Genomic DNA, 19,365 nt, shown 5'->3' on the forward strand with positions numbered 1-19,365 from the left:
AGAAAACTCAATTAGAAAAGTCCGGCTCAACGACGGATCAAAGTCAGCCGTCGCTCAGCGCCGTAATCCGCTCAGTGGAATAGACAAAAGTATGAGGAATGCAACTGCGAAAACTGCATCTCGCATGATCGCATTAAAAAATGCGCCGGCAGTCATAAACAAAGTGAGTAACAATAGCTGCATTCCACGCTGCCGAAGCGATAAGGATGCGCTTCTCAGTAACGTCACAGACACCCGGATTTGCTGACCCCAAATAATGATCAGTGCAAACAATCCTATTAGCCCAAGCTCCGTAAGATATAAAAGGTAATCACTATGTGGTGTTGTCATTGTTGCACTGGATAATCCGTTTGCCCGCGCATGATAGATTGGCATCCAGCTGCCTGCACCGTGCCCTAGCAATGGCTGCTCTGAAATTATTCCGGACGTTATACGATAAATTTCAGAGCGCATTCCGTCATCATCTTTGCTACGTCTGCCCTCACGCAAATCGTTAACCTGCTGCAGAGTACAAACCGCGCGCAAATGCAAAATCTCCCATGGAGCTGCTTTCACTTCATTAACAACGCACGTTGCCGGACGTGGCTGATTTACAGCATATGTCCAGAATGTACTGATACTAGCGATAAAGACAGCAATAAACAGGACGCTCTTCCAACTCCAGCGAATTGAACAAAGTGTCACGGCAAGAAATCCCAGCACAAACAGCAATACGGCCGTCCGAGTCTTTGCTAAAAATACAGCTGCGGCTGCCAGAAAAACAAATAATGCAATATTTCTGACGGATACCTGCCTCTCAAAAAATATCCGCGCCCACATCCAGCAAGCAGCCAATGCCAAAAGTATGCCCAGTAAAATCGACTTATTGCCGAGATAGACAGCATAACTTTTGAATAAAGAAATATCAGGCAGCAAATGCATCGTATTCAGTAAAAACAGCATTGCCGCAAGGACCGCACTGCCAAGGAAAATATTTTCCATTTTTTCCTGCCATTTTCCTGAGGCTAAAGTAAGAAATGGCAAGACCAGCAAATAGGTTTGATAGTGTCCCACCGCACTCCAGAGTTCATTGCTTGCGACCAGCGCACTGCGGTTCAACAGAGAAATCAGTAGTGTTATCAGACTCAGTAACAAAATCGGAAGTAACAATGGACTCGTTCTGAGAATAGCCCAGCGGTTTTTCCAGTTCCCCGTCAATACCCAACTGATCCAGAAGGCGAAAAGTCCCGCATACATAAAGCCGACAGGAAAGAACAGGGTGAGCGGCAACCACATTAAAATCCGCTCAGAAACGCCTTCTTTCGGGGATGGGGAGAAAAAATATTCCATACAATTACTGATACTCAATCGCAACCTGTGATTTACCCAGCCACAAACTCAGCTGGAGCCTCAACTGATCATCGGGGCTTACCCGCCACTGATCAGACAAATAAAAATCAGCATCAGCAGACTGACCGGAGTAACTGATTAATACAGGGCATCCATCCGTATTCAAATGAGGAAGTAAAAGTTCACGTAGTTTTTTGAGATCAGCTTTTTCATCCAGCTTTAAGCGCAGCCCCTGTGAGAATTGAATACGTGCGCGACCAATGTCCAGCACACGCTCAGCAGATATTCTGAGTCCGCCTGAGAAGCGATCCTCCGATACTTTCCCAAGCACAGCAAGAAATTCATCCTCTTTCAGGAAACCCTTTGCCTCATCCATGAGTTCAGCATAAACACTGACCTCGACTTGTGCAGTTCCATCATCCAGCGTCACAATCATCATCTTTCCGCGTTGCGTAAGCTGAGTTCTTACCCCGGCAATTACACCACATATCATCCGCAGATCGCGTGAGGGCTCAAGCTTTGCCAGTGTCGTCTTTATAAACTGCCTGACTTCTGGCGCATAGGCATCAAATAAATGACCTGACAAATAATAGCCAAGCGCCTGCTTTTCTTCCATTAAGCGCTGACGGTCCGTCCATACTGGGACATCAATATATTGTGGTGGCGGAATCAGATCCTCATCATCCCCGAACAAACTCACTTGATTAGCTGCAGCATCAGCCTGTTCCGCTGCTTCCACTGCCAGTGGTACTGTCGCCAGAAGAACCGCGCGGTCCTTTCCAAGACAATCCATCGCACCAGCGCGAATCAGTGCTTCAATTGTTCTGCGATTGACAATTCGTTTGTCAATGCGTTTACAGAAATCAAACAGGTCTTTAAATTCACCGTCTTTTTGGCGGGCAGCGATAATGTTTTCTATAGCACTTTGCCCCGAACCCTTTACCGCTCCCAAACCATAGCGAATCTGAGTCGCACGTTTTCCGGGCTCGCCGACCGGAATAAACCGGTAATCAGAGGAATTAATATCCGGAGGCAACATACTGAGTTTGCACACATCAATTGCGTCTTCAACCAGAATTTTAATTTTGTCGGTATCGTCCATTGCCAGCGACATATTGGCTGCCATGAATGCTGCAGGATGATGCGCTTTCAGATAAGCGGTGTAATACGACAATAACGCGTAGGCAGCGGCGTGGGATTTATTAAAACCATAACCGGCAAACTTTTCCATCAGATCGAAAATTTCATCGGCCTTTTCTTCGGTCAAGCCATTTTTGCCGGCACCTTCCCGGAAAATCTTTCGATGCTCGGCCATTTCCTCCGCTTTTTTCTTCCCCATGGCCCGGCGCAGTAAATCTGCACCGCCGAGAGAGTATCCCCCGATGACCTGCGCCATCTGCATAACCTGCTCCTGGTAAACCATGATGCCGTAGGTTTCAGACAGAATGCCTTCGGTACGGGGATCGGGATATTCGAATTTTTCACCGTGCTTACGTTTACAGAAGTCCGGAATCAGATCCATCGGACCCGGACGATACAAAGCAACCAGCGCGATAATATCTTCGAAGCGGTCGGGGCGGGCATCTTTCAGCATTCCCTGCATACCGCGACTTTCCAGCTGAAACACTGCGACTGTTCTGGCTTTCGTCAGCAACTCGTAAGACGCGCGATCATCCAGCGGCAGAGTTGCCAGGTCAAATCCGGACATCGCAGGATCAAGCGCACGAATATAATTGACAGCACGGTCAAGAATTGTCAGTGTCGTCAAACCCAGAAAGTCGAATTTCACCAGACCAACAGCTTCAACATCGTCTTTGTCATACTGTGAAACTACGCCGGAATCTCCGCCCTGGGTGTACAGCGGACAGAAGTCAGTCAGCTTTCCGGGAGCGATCAAAACACCACCGGCATGCATGCCGATATTCCGGGTAATGCCCTCGACCTGTTGTGCCAGATCCAACAAAGTGCGCACTTCCTCTTCATTTTGCTGACGTTCGGCGAGCAACGGCTCCTCTTCCAAAGCATCAGCAATCGTGACTTGTTTCCCCGGCTTGAACGGAATCAGTTTGGATACACCGTCACAAAAGTTATATCCGAAATCCAGAACACGACCAACGTCGCGAATGGCTCCCTTGGCCGCCATCGTTCCGAAAGTCGCGATCTGGGAAACCGCTTCTTTTCCGTAGCGATCCTTCACATACTGAATAACCCGGTCACGCCCCTCCTGACAAAAGTCGATATCAAAATCGGGCATAGAGACACGCTCAGGGTTCAGAAACCGTTCAAACAGCAGGTTGTAACGCAGCGGGTCAAGATCAGTAATCAACAGACAATAAGCAACCAGAGAACCAGCGCCGGAGCCACGGCCCGGACCAACCGGAACACCGTTATTTTTAGCCCACTGAATGAAGTCAGCAACAATCAGGAAGTAACCGGGAAACCCCATTTTAATAATGGTATTCGTTTCAAACTCCAGTCTGGCTTCGTAACGCGGACGTTCTTTTTCTCGCTGCACAGCATCCGGGAACAGTTGTTCCAGACGCATCAGCAAGCCACGTTTTGACTCGTACACCAGAAAATCATTCAGCGACATGCCGTCCGGTGTCGGAAAAAGAGGCAGCTTTGGTTTACCGAGCTCCAGTGTCAGATTACAGCGTTTGGCAATTTCAACGGAGTTCTGCAGTGCTGCAGGCATATCTGCAAACAGCTCAGCCATCTCGTCCTGGGTTCGGAAACATTGCTGATCGTTAAATCTTCTGACACGGCGGGCATTCGCCAGCATATCGCCTTCCGCGATACAGACACGTGCTTCGTGCGCAGTGAAATCCTCTTTATTCAGAAACTGAACCGGATGGGTTGCAACCACTGGTAAGCGCAGCTTCGCAGCAAGCTGAACTGCCTGACGAACATGCGGCTCCATATTCGGCTGGCCTGCGCGCTGAATTTCGATATAGAAATGTCCGGGAAAAATATCTGACCAGCGCTTCGCGCATTGTTCCGCCTGATCATAATTACCATGATCAATCGCCATACCGATATCACCGCTGTGCGCCCCGGACAAAACGATCAGATGTCCGTCTTCACCGGCGGAACGGATTTGCTCCAGCCATTCGAACCGTATTTCCGCACGCCCGCGATGCTGGTTTGTGAGCCAGGCACTGGTCAGTAACTCGCAGAGTTGCAGATAGCCCGTTCTGTCTTTTACCAGAATCAGCAAACGTGACGGCTTTTCGCGATCTGCTTCGTTCGTAATCCAGACATCACATCCTGCGACAGGCTTAATACCTTTACCACGCGCAGTTTTATAAAATTTGATCATGCCGAAGAGATTCGCAAGATCAGTCATTGCCATTGCCGGCTGCCTGTCTTTCAGTGCAGCCTTTACTACATCGTCAATACGGACCAGGCCGTCTACGATGGAGTATTCCGAGTGCATTCGTAAATGCACAAAACGTGGATCGACTGGCTTTGCAATTTCAGCAACACCAGCATCTTTCTGGAGAGAATTTTCTGTCGTCATTCCCCTATTCTACCGTGCCGATGGCCGGAACTCAGCAATCCGGTTGGCAAACGCATAAAACAAATACGCGTTGTTTGCTGCGCTACGGTAGAATATGAAGGTTTCACGTCCGCAAAATCCACCGCTTTTTGCTAGAAAGCACGGATAAGCCAAACAGCTTGATCCCGCGGACGTTCCTCTCTATTGTGACCAGCGCTTACATCTAACATGAGCAACGACAACAAAAACAAAGCAGCAGAATCTGCTGCCCCTGCCTCGAATTTTCTGCGCAATATCATTGATGCGGATCTGGCCAGCGGCAAATATCAGCGAGAAGGCTTACCCTCCGTCATTACCCGCTTTCCACCGGAACCAAACGGCTATCTGCATATCGGACATGCAAAATCGATTTGCCTGAACTTCGGACTGGCCCGCGACTACGAAGGGCGTTGCCACCTTCGCTTTGACGACACCAATCCGGAAAAAGAAGATCAGGAATACGTTGATACCATCATCGACAGTGTTCAGTGGCTGGGCTTTGACTGGAACCGCGCTGACGGCAGCCATCTGTATTACGCAAGTGATTACTTTGATACGTTTTACGCGATTGCGGAGTACCTGATTCAGGCAGGCCATGCTTATGTTGACAGCCAGTCTGCCGAAGATATGGCAGCTAACCGCGGTGATTTTTCACGTCCGGGCGTGAACTCTCCTTTCCGTGACAGACCGGCAAGCGAATCTCTGGATTTATTCCGCCGCATGAAGGCCGGAGAATTCCAGGGTGGCGAGCATATCGTTCGTGCAAAAATTGACATGGCATCGCCCAATATGAACATGCGCGACCCTGCAATTTATCGCATCCGCCATGCACATCACCATCGTACCGGCGACAAGTGGTGCATCTATCCAATGTATGATTTCGCGCACCCACTGGAAGATGCCATTGAAAAAATCACACACTCCGTTTGTACACTGGAATTTCAGGATCACCGTCCGTTCTATGACTGGGTCATCCTGCGCGCTGCTGAAGGTGGATTCTTCCAGCAACCGGTTCCTCAACAATATGAGTTCGCACGCCTGAACCTGACCTACGTTGTCACCAGCAAACGCAAGCTCCGCCAGCTGGTTGAACAAAACATTGTCAGCGGATGGGATGACCCGCGTATGCCTACCATCGTCGGTTTCCGCCGCCGTGGATACACACCTGAAGCCATTCAGCTGTTCTGTGAGCGCATTGGCGTTTCCAAAGCAGATGGATGGATAGACTACAGCACGATTGAGGGTGCACTGCGTGATGATCTGGATCCGAAAGCTCCGCGCGCGACTGCTGTTCTGCGTCCGCTGAAACTGATCATCGATAACTTCCCTGAAAATGAACAGATTGCCTGTTCTGCGCCGGTACATCCACATCACCCTGAACGCGGTCTACGTGAATTTACCATTGGCAAAGAGCTCTGGATCGAAGCCGAAGATTTTATGGAAGAGCCGGTTAAAGGTTATTTCCGTTTATTCCCGGGCAACAAAGTACGTTTACGTTATGGCTATGTTGTCGAATGCACAGGCTTTGATAAGGACGCAGACGGCAATATTACTGCTGTCCATTGCGAGTATTTCCCTGACAGTAAGAGCGGTACGCCGGGCAGCGCTAACTATAAAGTAAAAGGCAATATTCACTGGGTGAATGCAGCTGACGCTGTTCAGGCAGAAGTTCGCCTGTATGATCGTTTATTCACGGATGCAACACCGGATGCGGGCGGTAAAGACTTTATGACTTTGCTGAACCCAAATTCTCTTGAAGTCATTCAGGCTTATGTTGAACCTGGCATGGCACAAGTCGAGCCGGATACCCGACTGCAGTTTGAACGGCATGGCTATTTCGTGACTGACCGCAAAGATTCTCAGGTAGGCAAACCTGTCTTTAACCGCATTACTACGCTGAAGGATTCTTTTGGCAAGTAAGCAAAGTAAAGTGCCAAAGAGTCAAAAATAAAAAGCCACAGCGATTGCTGTGGCTTTTTTTCTAAAAAAACCGGGATTATCCTAACGACGCTGGCATATTCCGTGTCGGCTCGCTAAGCTGGTAAGTATCACATTGCCTCCCAAGCAGGAAAGATATGTTTAACCATCTGCGCCGGATTGCCGGCATTTCAATGACTCTTTCACTGCTTTGCAGTTTGTCGCCAGTCAGCGCAGATACGAATGAACCCATCCATGTTCGTTATTATCAGGGCGGCACAGTACCGGACTACGCTGTTAAGGTGCTGACGCTTGCCTTACAAAAAAGTGGTTCTGCCTACACACTGACCCCTGTTACAACGCCGATGACAACGCCGCGCATTGTCAGAACGATCAAAAACAATACATCGGATGGTGTCAACATATTCTGGGCGGCAAGCAGTCCCGAACTGGAAAATACACTGGCAGCAATTCCTGTTCCGATAGAGCGCGGCTTAATCGGATTCCGGGTACTGGTGATCCGGCAAGATCACTTACTGCGTATAGAACAAATCAGCAACGAGATCAGTCTCAGAACCATCAGTCTGTTGCAGGGCTTAGGCTGGAGTGATGCCGCCATCTTAAGAAAGAATGGTTTTTCTGTTACGGAAGCTGTACCCGACAATCTGTACAATATGCTTGCGGCCGGACGGGCAGACGCGTTCCCGCGAAGCGTCATCGATGTAGATCGTGAACTTCGTGCTCAGCAAAAGTTGCATACCGGACTGATCATAGCGCCGGGAATCGCAATCACCTACCCACGATTTGGTGTCTTTTTCTTTGTTTCCTCCAATAACAAGCCGCTTCGGCTTGCACTCGAAAAAGGAATGCAGACTGCACTAAAAGACGGAAGCTTTTTAAAACTATACGAAGAGGATCCGGACATCCGGACCGCCCTGAAAATTTTGCGTGAACCACGCAAAATTTATGTATTAGCAGCAAACTCACCGGATTCAGCTTTGCAAAGACTGGATCCAAGCTTATTTGAGCCTATGTTGTCAGGGATTATCAAAGAAAGCCCGGTAAAAAACTCTTCAAAATAATACTTTTAAAGCAATTTCTGCCTGCAATCCGTCGCAACACTTTAAGACAGGAGGACTCAGAATATATCCGCTGGTGTTATAACGAATACTGCGCCCCCCGCTTTTGCCGTCCAGAATGCCGCATCGGCACACTGAGTGGAATTGACAGGAGAGTCGTTCGTTAACTGATCAGCTTTCCCTTCAGATGCGACATAAGCCAATGCACAAGACTGCACGCTCATACTACCGGGCACCATTTTCCTTAATAAATAATAACGCTGATCATTTGCTCCGTAAAAAACCGAAGCAGCAACCAGCTCCTGATCAGCATATGGAATATCAGTCTGATATTGCGAAATGACATCGCCATTCAGGTCATAACGCATCTGCTCTACTTTATAACGGGTTTCGTCGCGACCAGCGATGGTGCAATCGAGATACTTACGACCGGGTGCCCAGTTTAGTTGCCCGCCCGCGCAAATTGTTTTCGGTATTAGTGTGCCTGGCTGCAATAGCTGGTAACGCGGACTTTCTGCCAAACCGAGCGCACGTACAGGATTCAGCATAACGACTTTGCTGACATTCATCCGGCGCCACTCTTTACCAAACTTCAGATACACATCCTGCTGTCCATTCTGCGTACTTTCCAGCTTCAGCCAGTTTGCAGGCTGCTTGCTGTCGCCGGACCTTTCACATGCACACAGCGCCACCAACAGGCTGCCTGCCATCAGGAAACGGAAAAACTTTTGCATTATTTTTAAATTTCTGATTTTCTGAATGATTTAAAAAACATCCCGTAAAACGGCTCATCCCCAGCATATCCGGATCTGAAGTGCTGCGACCGGACTTATATCATTATCCTGTAAAAAAGAATGTGCGAACTCCGAAAAACTATGCCAGTTTCGGCTTTCTTAAATTGAATTTTAACAATGTTTTTTTGATAAACATAATACATTTTCAACAGTATCGCATAGGTAAAAATACCAGTTTTTAAAATTTTGACTGTGCAGAATTAAATTTCCATTGCCACAAAGAAATTTGATCAAGTAAAATCGCGGCAAATTTCTTTACAGCAATTTGCTGCCTGTATTCCCTGAACCTACTAGTCTCTGTTAAAAATGAAAAAACTGCTGTTGATCTCCGCATTATCGCTGGCTTCTTCCCTGTCATTTGCAAACGAAATTGCACCGGTTATGGATAAACAAACCTGCGAAAAGCCGGTTTACCCAAAAGCTGCACTGATTAATGAAGAAGCGGGTGCTGTCGCATTGTCTGTTCTGGTTGCACCTGACGGTAACGTTGTGGACTCCAAAATTGAAAAGTCCAGCGGTTCTAAAACACTGGACAAAGCAACAGTCAAAGTTTTCTCCTCCTGCAAATTTAAACCGGGCACGAAAGACGGTAAAGCACAACAGGCATGGGTGAAACTGGAATACGTCTGGAGCCTTTCGTAATTATTACGCAGGTTTACTGATGAATAAAAAAGGATGCCTAAGCATCCTTTTTTATTTTTACAGCAGACAGCCGTAAGGTATAACTGATGCCTCCTCAGCGGGTATCCAAAAAATCCGGAACACAGCGTATGGTAAACTTCACCCTTTACAGTACAGCGCAGGCCATTGCCTGAAAAGGTTTATCGTGACGACTACTCAAGACATCAGCCAACTCTATCCGAACGCTTTATGGAACTGGTTTGCGCAAATCTGTGCAATCCCTCACCCGTCAAAATATGAAGCAAAACTGAGTGCGCACATTCAGCAATGGGCCGCAGAAAAAGGTTTACCAGTCGTTGTTGACCATGTAGGCAACTTAATCATCCGTAAGGCTGCAACGGCTGGCATGGAAAACTGCAAAACCGTGGTTATTCAGGCGCACCTTGATATGGTGCCGCAGAAAAATGCTGATAAGCAGCATGACTTTGTGCTGGATGCGATTGAACCGCGCATCGACGGTGAATGGGTTAAAGCGAATGGCACCACACTGGGCGCGGACAATGGTATCGGTATGGCATCTGCGCTGGCAATTCTTGGCGCTGACGACATTCCGCATGGCCCGCTGGAAGTATTACTGACGGTTGATGAAGAAGCCGGTATGACTGGTGCATTCGGCTTGCAGGCAGGTATGCTGAACGCAGAAATCCTGATCAACACAGACTCTGAGCAGGAAGGCGAAATCTATATGGGATGCGCAGGTGGCGTTGATGCTGAAATCAGGCTGCCGCTCAGTACAGAAAACACACCTTCAGGATTGCGCCAGTACACACTGTATATCAGCGGTCTGAAAGGTGGTCATTCCGGCGTCAATATTCATCTGGGTCGCGGTAATGCCAATAAATTATTAGCACGTTTTCTGGCCGGTCATGCGAATGAGCTGGGCATCCGTATCTCTGATATCAGCGGCGGCACACTGAGAAACGCCATTCCGCGCGAAGCGCAATGCCGGTTTCTGATTGCGCCTGAACAGGTAACACTGCTGAACCAGCGTATTGCACAATACGAGCAAATTCTGAATTCTGAACTGCGCCAGACCGAACCGGCACTGAAAGTACGCGTTGAAGAAAGCGATACGCAAGCAGACAAAGTACTGAGCTTATCCGCGCAAACACGCTGGATTAATTTGCTGAATGCCTGTCCTAACGGCGTTATCCGCATGAGTGACGACATTCCGGGCGTGACCGAAACATCACTGAATCTCGGCGTCATCAGTATTGAAAATGGTCATGGACGCGCACTTTGCCTGATTCGTTCGCTGATCGATACGGGTCGCGAACAAGTGGAAAGTATGCTGACATCTCTGAGTGACATCGCGGGTGCAGAAATCAGTTTATCCGGCTGCTACCCGGGCTGGAAGCCTGACACCAGCTCACCGGTCATGAAAATCGTGAAAGACACTTACGAAAGTATTTATCACAAAGAACCTGACATCATGGTGATTCATGCGGGTCTGGAATGTGGTCTGTTCAAAAAACACTATCCGGAACTGGATATGGTGTCGATAGGCCCGACAATTCGCTTCCCGCATGGCCCGGATGAAATGGTGAATATTAAAACCGTTGGTCAGTACTGGGAATTGTTACTTGCAGTGCTGGCACGCATTCCGCAAAAAACAGCCTGATTTTTGTCATGCGGTGATCAGTGTGATCTGACCACCGCATCACAATCTGACCTGTCTGAACCCTTCTGCCATCATGCCCATGTTGCGCCGCCTTTTATTAAAAGCCATTGCTTGCATTGTTATGTTGCAACCGTTACTGGCGTCTGCAGCGGCGCAGACGCCCGGCGAGCGCCAGTTTCAGCGTTGCATCAACTGCCACCAGATCGGCCCATCCGCGCGGCACGGATTCGGGCCATCTCTGACTGGCGTGATGGGCAGACAATCCGGCAGCGCCAGCGGTTACAGTTATTCTTCGGCAATGAAAAACAGCAAGATAGTCTGGGACGAAAAAACGCTGTCCGCGTTTCTGAAAAATCCCGACGGTGTGGTACCGGGAACGCGGATGCGCCTCTGGGGTTATAACGATGATCAGCAAATCCGCGATCTGATCGCTTATCTCAAATCTTATCCTGCACCGGCATCGCGCTGAATAAAAAAAGCCCCGGCTGCTCTGATCAGACAACCGGGGGAGGGAGAACCCTGCACCGGGGAAGTACAGGGAGAGTGTGAGACAACGGAGCATTCAGATTCAGAAGTGATACTGCAAACCAACGTTCAGGTTGCGTACCGTTTCTTTGTCGTCACCGAATTTCACTTTACGGGACTCAAATTCCGCACGTAAGGCGAGCTCTTTCGTCAGTTTGTAATTGACGCCCAAGCCCCATACCGGCTGGGTGGAAGTGGTACTTGCGGACGCATAAGCTGGCGCAGTACCGGTACCCCAGAATTCGCCCTCAGCCTTCACACTGGCAATACCCAGTTTTGCGAAGCCGGACAATTCTGATGTGAACTGGTGGTTACCTACTGCCGCCAGTTCAAAAGAACTGGTTTTTACCTGTGTACTCTGGGTCGAACCGACATCTGCATAGGAAGACTTGAATTTGCCGAGATTGGAATAGCTCGCTTCTACAGCAAAATTCGGGTGGAACTGATAACCACTAAACAGTTTGTAGGATGTTGCATTGGTGCTGCAGCTGACCTGCCCCTGGCAGTCATCTGACAATTGAGAGCGGCCAATACTTGCACCACCATATACCTGTGCAGATGCGGCGGCACTCAGTGCCAGACCAGCAACAACCAGACTTGCTTTCATCAGCTTACTTTTCAGCATTTTGCATTCCTTTAAACGGGTTAAACATCATCGCGTTCCGGCGGGTATTTCCGCTTGCGGTGCAGCGATGAGGCAAGTGTTGCAAACACGGTTCACACTTGCCAGCATCGCCTCCGAAGTCGCGTAGCCATCTCGCATAAGCACTACATTTCAATACCTTTCAAACGAAACACAAGAATTAATCCCAAATTGCGCACCCATTTCGACTTAATTTCCAGCTGATACCTGCACAAGCTGCAAACTTCCCTGCAAAAAACCGCTTTTTCTTTTGGTTAAACTCTCTAAAATAAGACATCGTTGTACCCGCTTTTCACTGACAATTCCTCAACATCTAACGGAAAATATGAGCGCACAACACGCACAGGCAATGCTTGATGCTTTACGCAGCAACTATCTTCGTGATTTACCGGCAAAACTGGATGAACTGGAATGTCTGCTGCTGAGCAGAGTGGCGACACAAGACAACGACCCCTTACGCGAACTTTACCGGCAGATACATAGCCTGAAAGGCAGTGGCAGTACTTACGGGCTACACGCGGTTTCCGATATTTGCCATCCGTTTGAAGACTTGATTGCAAACCACCTGGAATCCGGCCTGACGAATTTCAGACAGTTCACCGATTTCTCACTGCGTTATCTGGATTTGCTGCGTGAAACCGCCGAATATTATCGCCAGAATCTCAGCGTGGACGACTGGTTGCCACAACGTTTGCTGGCACTGAATCAATCCAGTACGGCAACACGTTATTCCGCACTGATTGTAGAAAATTCCGAAGTGGTGATTAACATCATCAGCGAAGTATTACGCCAGTTCCAGTTCCGCATCGAAATTGCCCGTGATGGGTATCTCGCACTGGGTCGCGTGCTTTCCGGCAGTTTTGATCTGGTAATCACCGGCATGGAAACGGGTCGTTTAAACGGCCACGCCATGATCAGCGCCGCACGACTTGCTGAAAGCCGGCGGCAAACCACCCGCTTTGTGCTGGTAACCGCTTCCGGATTTAATACACCGCTAGCTGAAGGCGATGCGGTATTTCATAAAGATTCCCTGCTGCGTGAAAACCTTTTCCGCCATCTGCGCGATATGACGCTGGCGAAAAACGCGCTTTGAGACATACACAATAAAAATTAATTGATATTAAATGCAATTCGCATATTAAAAAGGTAAAATAGCATTCGCCGGCAATATACGAACCGGCAGTGATCACCGTCGCCCCTTTTCATCTCTTTTCGATAATGCGCCCCCTCTTTTTTTCTGCTTTCCTGCTGTTCAGCAGCTTTACCGCATCTGCTATCGCCGCTGACAAACTGGACGACCATCCTTTACCTGCCGACCTGCGAGTCTCCTTCGAACAATGCGAAAAACCTGCTTATCCGAGATCGGCAGGCCGTAACCTGAAAAGTGGCGATACGCTGGTATCGACGCTGACAGATGCAGATGGCAAAGTAACTTCGGTGGATGTGGTGCGCAGCAGCGGCTGGCGAACACTGGATTTCGCCGTTGCCCGTGCCGTCATCGGCTGCAAAATCACAAACCTTGCGCCGGGTAAGGCGATAAAAGCAGGGCTGGCCTTCCACTGGATGATTGAAGGCGCGGATTTCTTTTACTTTGAACCAGCGAAACTACTGCCAGCAAGTTGCCCTGCTTCCGATTCACTGCGCATACCGGGAAATGATGAACCTGGTCTCGGCATTGTGATCGGCGCAGTCGTCACCAAAAAAGGACTCGTGTCATATCATTCTGTCGAATGGGCAGATGACGACGATGCGCTGACGCAGGAAGCCGTACGGATAGTCAAAGGCTGCAAATTTGAACCGGGTGCAAACAGCCATGGCATCCTTGAAACCGCCATTGCCATTCGCCTGTTGCCGAAAACATCCGGCGCGACAGCCATCGTTAAAGCTGCTCAGTAAATGGTGCAGATCCCGAGCCGGAACCGCACCACACCCGAGGTTCCGGTTTTTGTTTCTGCACAGTGCCATTCCCCGTCAATCCGACACACCAGCCACCATCGTTTTTAAACGGTTTTTGGACAATTTACGACAGCACGCAATCGTTTTCGCTGATTGTCATGCAAACTTCATGTCGGTTCGGTATATTCGCTCTCCATTCCCCCCTGCGCTTCAGATCAGCCAATGTTGACTGATATCCTGATGCGCAATCGTTTGCTAGCCGGGGATTGAACAAATTTAAGGACAGAACATGAAATTTCCTCTGATCAGCGGTCTTCTCTACCTCGCCATCAGCGCAGCACCAGTACAAGCACAGGAAGCACCGGCAGAACAGGATCTTTTTCTGACGAAAAAAGATATCCTGCAACACTGCCTGCAACCCAAATATCCGCCGGCAGCCATGCGTAACCGTTTTCACGGTACAGCGCATGTCGCGATGACCATCAATGAAAAAGGCGAAGTGGAAGCCGTGGATTTCCGTCGCAGCAGCGGCTGGTGGCTGCTGGATCAGGCAACCGCCAAAGCGCTGATCGGTTGCAAGCTGCTGGATCAGCCGCCAGCGAAAAAGATTATCGCTGCAACCCGTTACAGCTGGAATCTGGAAGAAAAACTGCGCTATGACAACGATCCGGTGATTCGTCCGGAAACTTGTCCGGAATCCGACAAAGTGCGTCTTGCTGGTGAAACGGAAGGCGGACTGGGCATTGTGGTCGGTACGCTGGTGTCACGCGAAGGTCAGGTAAAACAAGCTTCACTGGAATGGGCCAGTGGCGATGCGGATACCGATATTGCCGCCATCAATTTTGTCAAAGCCTGCCAGTTCAACCCGGCCATGATTCAGGAAAAAGCCTACAACGCACCGGCATCGGTACGCTTGCTGGAAAAGAAAGCAGCGCCAGCCAAGGCACAGTAAATCCTGCCCGTAGCAGCATCCGGCCGCAGCATTTTCCGCGCATAGTAAATGCTGCGGCCTTGCTTCGCAGCGTGCTACGGCACGCAACCTCTGTGCGATTTTCGTCATTTGTGTTTTGCGGACGTCCGGACTTTCTGCCGACGACAAGCCGGTAGCTATGCAGAACTCCGCATTTCGGCCGGTTTTGGCCGGTTTTGGCACTTAAGCGGCGCCGGAAGGAGCCGAACTGAGGCCGGCAGTCATCCCCACGCCCGTCCCCTGCTCCGCGAGCAGCGCAAGTGTCACGCTGTTACTTTTTCCATGCTGCAATTTTGAGCAGGCGGCGGCATAATAGCGGACTTTCTTTCGCGGAACATCTGCCCGTCGTGCTGACCCTGTTTTGCACGAAACACCGCACCCGTTCTCTGCCACCATGCGCTTCTCTTCACATTTTTCTTCGCGTACCCATGCGAACCTGATCTACACCGGTGTGGCGATTGCATCCGGTGGCGTGGCCTTGTACACACCGCTGATTGTGTCGCAAACCGGCCTGAAATTTTCCGGTTTCTGGGCAGCGTCGATTTTGTTCGGCCTGAATCTCGGGCGGGTTGCCGGTGCATGGCTGGGGACGCGCTTTCCGGTGATTGCGAATCATCCGTTTTCTGTCTCGGGCAATATTCTGCTGGAAGGCATTGCCCTGTATTGCCTGGCGTTTCTGGATCAGGCCTGGGCGCTGGCTTTGTTTGCCACGATTGCCGGACTGGGCAGCGGTCTGTCATTTCCGGGGCTGAAATTCTTTCTGCTGAAACTGCGCGATCTGGATCAGTCTGCACTGTTTGCACGCTTGTCGATGTCGATACGGCTGGGACTGGTCGCCGGTTATTTGCTGGCGGGATGGATTCCGCATGACACCATGCAACTGGTGTTTTTGATCGTACTGCTGACGTTCACGGGCTACGGAATACTGATGCTGATTGCGATGCGCGGCATCGTGCAGAAAGAGCAGCTTGCGGCCGATCCGGAAAGCCTGCACGGGCATCCGGCACAACAAGTGCACGCCCAGTTCAGCCCGCGCGCTGTCAACCCGCAGGCAGAACTGCCATGGCTGTTTTATGTCTCGAATGCGGTGTTCTGGTGTCTGGCGATGCAGCCGAATATCAGCCTCAGCCTGCACATACCGCATTTCACCCCGTCGATTCCGGTCTCCACGCCGTTCTGGGTCGGCGCGCTGGTCATCATCGCGCTGCAAATGCCGGTCTCGAAACTGGCGGTGCGGGATCAGGATCACTTCCGTTTTTTGCGCTTCGGCTATCTCGGCCTGTTGGCAGGATTTGCAACGCTGGCATGTTTTCCGCAATCAGCCACCGCCGTCATTGCTGCTGCCATTTTCATTTCTTTCGGGCAGATTTTCTACGGGCCATCGCTGGATGTACTGACCGCCCGTTTTGCCGACAAAACCAATGCCGATACCGGCCGGCTGATGTCGCGCCAGATGCTGTATCAGAGCAGCGGCAGCATGGCAGGCAGTTTGTCCGGCGGCATTCTGTTCGATCTGGCCCAGCGCCTGCAATTACCGGTACTGAACTGGGCTGCGCTGGCGACGCTGGCACTGCTCATGTGCTGGTACAGCTACCGCAAAATACCGGCACTGTACAAGCAGGCGGTACACAGTCAGCGTCAGTGATGACACTGAAAAACCGGTGTCAGCTGGCAGCGCAATACTTGCTGCGGCTGATTAGCAATCAGGGCTTGCAGCAAACCTGCAGCACCTTCCTGCGCGGTATGAAAACGGAAACCGGTGCGCGCATATAAACTTTCATGCTGCGCCGACCAGACATAATCCAGACGCACTGCAGGCATCTGCATCCGGTCGCCATGGTTATCCAGTAAATGCACCATCCAAGCAGACGACTGCGGACGGTCTTCCCATACCGTCATCACCTGCACCCCGCTATCGCTGAGATCCACAATCAGACCCGTTACTGCATCGTCCTGCGGTTGCTTATTAAATACCCAGACCGGCACAAACTCGCGGTCACGGGTTAAACGAAAGAACTGTACGCGCTGAAACTGCCGTTTTTCTGCTGTATTCATACCCAAAATTTGAAAACTGTTGGCAAAAGTACCGAAAATCGGCGCTGTCAGCTAACTGTCAAGAAAGCCCGTTACAATAGCGCCGGAGAATGGTTCGATACCATAAGTGTGAAATATGACCCGGTCGTGACGCTGAAGCGGAACGAACAGACAGCAGAAAAGAGATACAGAACATGTTGCCCTGGCAGCGAATTCACGGTGAGTGGCAAATCAGCCTGGTCGGCAATGTCCTGATACGGACATTCGCAGGCAATTTTAATGATGCAGGCACCCTTGCCTGCTATGAAGAATTTCAGCAAAAAGCGCCGAAAGACCGTCCGTGGGCCAGTCTGGCCGATGGCCGCTTCTGGGAAATGTCCACGCAGTCTGCGTTACAAACGTATCAGGAAATGCGCGACTGGGCATTTGCCAATGGTTGTGAACATATCGTTTTTATTTTACCGAGCAAATTTCACAAAATTATTGTGGAACGCGAAACACAGGCGCTGAGTGACCCGCGCTACCATCTCTGCTTTGACCTTGAACATGCCTGCGCGCAGCTGACTGCACTGGGATTTCCATTGTCGCTGGAAGCCTATCCGCATACCGCATTTGCAGAAAAAGCGCGTCGTCATTTCGGCGAAAGCGCCTGAAGCCTCGTAACAAATCTCACAACCCAAATCTCACAACCGGTGACTTACACTTGCTCAGGTTTTTCCGGTGCTGCCTTTTGTGCGTTTCCGCGCGCACTGCTGACCGGATAACGCTGCGCATTCCGGTCAATTTTGCTATTGCAGGCTGCTGCCAGATCAATGTTTAAGCGGTCCGCCATCAGTAGCAGGTAACAAAGCACATCCGCCATCTCATCACTAACCGCCTGCAACTGCGCTGTGCTCAGCTCAGCGCGCTCGCCAGCGTGTAGCCACTGAAACGGCTCCAGCAATTCTGCCGCTTCCACCACCAGTGCACTGGCCAGATTTTTCGGGGTATGGAATTGCGCCCACTGTCTTTCATCACGAAATGCCGCCAGTCGGGTTTGCAGTTGCGCCAGCCTGTCGGTGGCGGACACGTTGTCGGGAAAATTTTGCATATTGCACTCGCAGTTGATCCGCCCGCATTGTAGCAGCAGCGCTCCGGCGGAATCCGCGTTTCCAGAGGATGAGCTTTATCGCCCGGCATCCGCACTGCAACAACGCTTCATCTCCCGCTTGTGTAAATAGTCCTGCGTAATTGCTGAGACACAGAGTAAAATTCTTTTGCTGCATCGCATCATCCGCATTTTCAGATTTTCTGTTTCAGTATATTTCCGACAATAGCGCAGTCTTCCGAATGAAGGAGAACTTCATGGCAACTTCCGGCTTTACGCAGTCTCAGGTGTTTGAACAACCCGCAACCGTCTTACGTCAGCTTTCAGAACAAGGTTTGCAGCAATATCAAAGCGTGCTGCAGTGGCATTGGGAAACCAGCCTGCGCATGCTGCAGGAATTCAGTCAGCTCGGACAATTCTGGCTCGGCTCTCACAGCCTGCACGACGCCATCAGCAATCAGCAACAGCAAATCAGCGATTTCTTCCGTTTTTTCCAGACCGAACAGCACAACTGGGACAGCGTGCAGTCTGCCAGCCGCGAATTCTGGCAACAGTTTTCCGGAGAGCAGCATCCGCTGGTGAAGTTGCAATTACAAAGCATTACACATTTCAGTGAAAATGCCGCACCGGTTTCCCAACCAGTCAGTGTCAGCGTCAATATTCCGGGGCCAGTGACAGTGCAAGCCGTGGCGGAAGTCAGCACCACGCCAGTACAGACAGAACTGGTTTTGCAGCCGGAGCCGGTAACGATTAAAGTTGCCGAGATTCCCGCTGCGACAGAGGCTGAAATCAGTAAGCCGGCAGAGCAAATCCAAGAGGATAAACAAGAAATACAGGATGTTATTGCGGCACCGGTTGCGGCCATCGCTGAAACACCGGTAAAACCTGTCGTTACTGCGCAAGCAAAAACTGTCGCCGTTGCAAAAGCACCGTTAGCGAAAACCGTTACAGCAAAGCCGGTGAAAAAACCTGCCGCCAAGCCTGTAGCAGTACCTGCTCCCGTCTCCACAGCTGCAAAAACCGGCTTTCCTGCACCGGACACCAGCCATCTGAAAGCAGAAGCTGCAAAAAATGGTGGTCAGAAACCGGCTGTTGTTAAAAAAGCCACTGCACCGGTCGCCGCAAAAAAAACCGTTAGCAAACCAAAGAACTGAACTGCAGCATCTGAAGTCCTGCATTAATAAAAAACGCCGGTCATGATCCGGCGTTTTTTATTATCGGGATTCGCACACGGTTTATCACAGCGCACAA

Annotated in this window: 17 protein-coding genes; 11 read left to right on the plus strand and 6 right to left on the minus strand. The window is 50.2% G+C overall.

The features are described from left to right. Positions 1-54 precede the first annotated feature (54 nt). Both IE092_RS03905 and dnaE read right to left on the minus strand, forming a co-directional pair. On the minus strand, positions 55-1,329 hold the full coding sequence (locus IE092_RS03905) for an O-antigen ligase family protein (protein WP_189355665.1): 1,275 nt from the start codon (positions 1,327-1,329) through the stop codon (positions 55-57). Positions 1,330-1,333: 4 nt separating this feature from the next. After that, entirely contained in the window at positions 1,334-4,765 is a 3,432-nt protein-coding gene (gene dnaE, locus IE092_RS03910) for a DNA polymerase III subunit alpha (protein ID WP_229793034.1), read from the minus strand. 291 nt (positions 4,766-5,056) lie between these two features. Between dnaE and IE092_RS03915 the strand changes: the two genes are divergently transcribed. Together IE092_RS03915 and IE092_RS03920 are read left to right on the plus strand one after the other, a co-directional pair. After that, positions 5,057-6,787, plus strand: a complete 1,731-nt coding sequence (locus IE092_RS03915) for a glutamine--tRNA ligase/YqeY domain fusion protein (protein WP_189355667.1) — start codon at positions 5,057-5,059, stop codon at positions 6,785-6,787. Between the two features lie 155 nt (positions 6,788-6,942). After that, entirely contained in the window at positions 6,943-7,866 is a 924-nt protein-coding gene (locus IE092_RS03920) for a type 2 periplasmic-binding domain-containing protein (protein WP_189355668.1), read from the plus strand. 56 nt (positions 7,867-7,922) lie between these two features. Here the strand turns inward: IE092_RS03920 and IE092_RS03925 are convergent, their stop codons facing one another. Next, on the minus strand, positions 7,923-8,597 hold the full coding sequence (locus IE092_RS03925; protein ID WP_189355669.1) for a hypothetical protein: 675 nt from the start codon (positions 8,595-8,597) through the stop codon (positions 7,923-7,925). Positions 8,598-8,963: 366 nt separating this feature from the next. Between IE092_RS03925 and IE092_RS03930 the strand changes: the two genes are divergently transcribed. The 3 genes from IE092_RS03930 (at position 8,964) to IE092_RS03940 (ending at position 11,428) form a co-directional block, all read left to right on the plus strand. Continuing rightward, positions 8,964-9,299 carry an energy transducer TonB gene (locus IE092_RS03930; protein WP_189355670.1) on the plus strand — a complete coding sequence of 112 codons (336 nt, stop codon included), beginning with the start codon at positions 8,964-8,966 and terminating at the stop codon, positions 9,297-9,299. A gap of 184 nt (positions 9,300-9,483) precedes the next feature. Next, positions 9,484-10,959 (plus strand): aminoacyl-histidine dipeptidase, encoded by a 1,476-nt coding sequence (locus IE092_RS03935; protein ID WP_189355671.1) that lies wholly within the window; start codon positions 9,484-9,486, stop codon positions 10,957-10,959. A gap of 121 nt (positions 10,960-11,080) precedes the next feature. Next, the gene (locus tag IE092_RS03940) at positions 11,081-11,428 is read left to right on the plus strand and encodes a c-type cytochrome (protein WP_189355672.1); all 348 of its coding nucleotides are present in this window, start codon (positions 11,081-11,083) and stop codon (positions 11,426-11,428) included. Positions 11,429-11,527: 99 nt separating this feature from the next. Here the strand turns inward: IE092_RS03940 and IE092_RS03945 are convergent, their stop codons facing one another. Next, a complete protein-coding gene (locus tag IE092_RS03945) occupies positions 11,528-12,109 on the minus strand; it encodes an outer membrane beta-barrel protein (RefSeq protein WP_189355673.1) in 582 nt (193 codons plus the stop codon). Between the two features lie 343 nt (positions 12,110-12,452). Here IE092_RS03945 and IE092_RS03950 point away from each other — a divergent pair, with 343 nt between their 5' ends. The 4 genes from IE092_RS03950 to IE092_RS03965 all read left to right on the plus strand — a co-directional run bounded on the left by IE092_RS03950 (position 12,453) and on the right by IE092_RS03965 (position 16,638). Beyond that, entirely contained in the window at positions 12,453-13,220 is a 768-nt protein-coding gene (locus tag IE092_RS03950) for a response regulator (RefSeq protein WP_189355674.1), read from the plus strand. A gap of 125 nt (positions 13,221-13,345) precedes the next feature. After that, positions 13,346-14,023 (plus strand): TonB family protein, encoded by a 678-nt coding sequence (locus tag IE092_RS03955; protein WP_189355675.1) that lies wholly within the window; start codon positions 13,346-13,348, stop codon positions 14,021-14,023. Positions 14,024-14,312: 289 nt separating this feature from the next. After that, positions 14,313-14,975 carry a TonB family protein gene (locus IE092_RS03960; RefSeq protein ID WP_189355676.1) on the plus strand — a complete coding sequence of 221 codons (663 nt, stop codon included), beginning with the start codon at positions 14,313-14,315 and terminating at the stop codon, positions 14,973-14,975. A 379-nt stretch (positions 14,976-15,354) separates the two neighbouring features. Then, the gene (locus IE092_RS03965; protein WP_189355677.1) at positions 15,355-16,638 is read left to right on the plus strand and encodes an MFS transporter; all 1,284 of its coding nucleotides are present in this window, start codon (positions 15,355-15,357) and stop codon (positions 16,636-16,638) included. Here IE092_RS03965 and IE092_RS03970 read toward each other — a convergent pair. Then, positions 16,632-17,048, minus strand: a complete 417-nt coding sequence (locus IE092_RS03970) for a hypothetical protein (RefSeq protein WP_189355678.1) — start codon at positions 17,046-17,048, stop codon at positions 16,632-16,634. The genes IE092_RS03965 and IE092_RS03970 overlap by 7 nt on opposite strands. Before the next feature lie 173 nt (positions 17,049-17,221). Here IE092_RS03970 and IE092_RS03975 point away from each other — a divergent pair, with 173 nt between their 5' ends. Continuing rightward, positions 17,222-17,680 carry a hypothetical protein gene (locus IE092_RS03975; protein ID WP_189355679.1) on the plus strand — a complete coding sequence of 153 codons (459 nt, stop codon included), beginning with the start codon at positions 17,222-17,224 and terminating at the stop codon, positions 17,678-17,680. 44 nt (positions 17,681-17,724) lie between these two features. On the opposite strand, the gene IE092_RS03980 is transcribed toward IE092_RS03975, so the two are convergent. Further along, positions 17,725-18,117, minus strand: a complete 393-nt coding sequence (locus IE092_RS03980; protein WP_189355680.1) for a nucleotide pyrophosphohydrolase — start codon at positions 18,115-18,117, stop codon at positions 17,725-17,727. 254 nt (positions 18,118-18,371) lie between these two features. On the opposite strand from IE092_RS03980, the gene IE092_RS18940 reads away from it, so the two are divergent. Continuing rightward, entirely contained in the window at positions 18,372-19,268 is an 897-nt protein-coding gene (locus IE092_RS18940; protein WP_268249262.1) for a hypothetical protein, read from the plus strand. Positions 19,269-19,365 lie beyond the last annotated feature (97 nt).

This window comes from Cognatundibacterium squillarum (assembly GCF_014652435.1).
GTDB classification, from domain to species: domain Bacteria; phylum Pseudomonadota; class Gammaproteobacteria; order Burkholderiales; family Burkholderiaceae_D; genus Undibacterium; species Undibacterium squillarum.